The following is a 281-nucleotide window of genomic DNA, read 5'->3' as shown; positions in this document are numbered from 1 at the left end:
CCAAGCTGCTCGGGCGAAAATTCCACTCGCGCGCCCGGCCATTCGGACACCCGCTCGAACACCGTATTCAGTACTTCCTCGCTGGCGACGCGCAGCGCCAGATGGTGCAGCCCGACGTTGCGCTTGCGGTCGAACTCGACGAGCGCGTTCTGCTCCGTCACCTGCCACAGCGTCAGCGTGATATGCCCGTCCGACACGAAGGCCGCCGGGTATTCAGGCCGCTCGCCGACGACTTTCCAGCCGAGGCATTGTTCAAAGAATTGCCGGGTCGAGGCGAGATC

At 64.1% G+C, this 281-nt stretch carries 1 protein-coding gene; it reads right to left on the bottom strand.

What is annotated here, in order from left to right:
* On the bottom strand, window positions 1-281 hold a 281-nt coding region (locus ACYP33_RS22485), incomplete at both ends, for a VOC family protein (RefSeq protein WP_459623990.1).

It is taken from the genome of Burkholderia sp. 3C (genome assembly GCF_054589155.1).
This window is presented reverse-complemented; position numbering and strand designations above follow the sequence as displayed.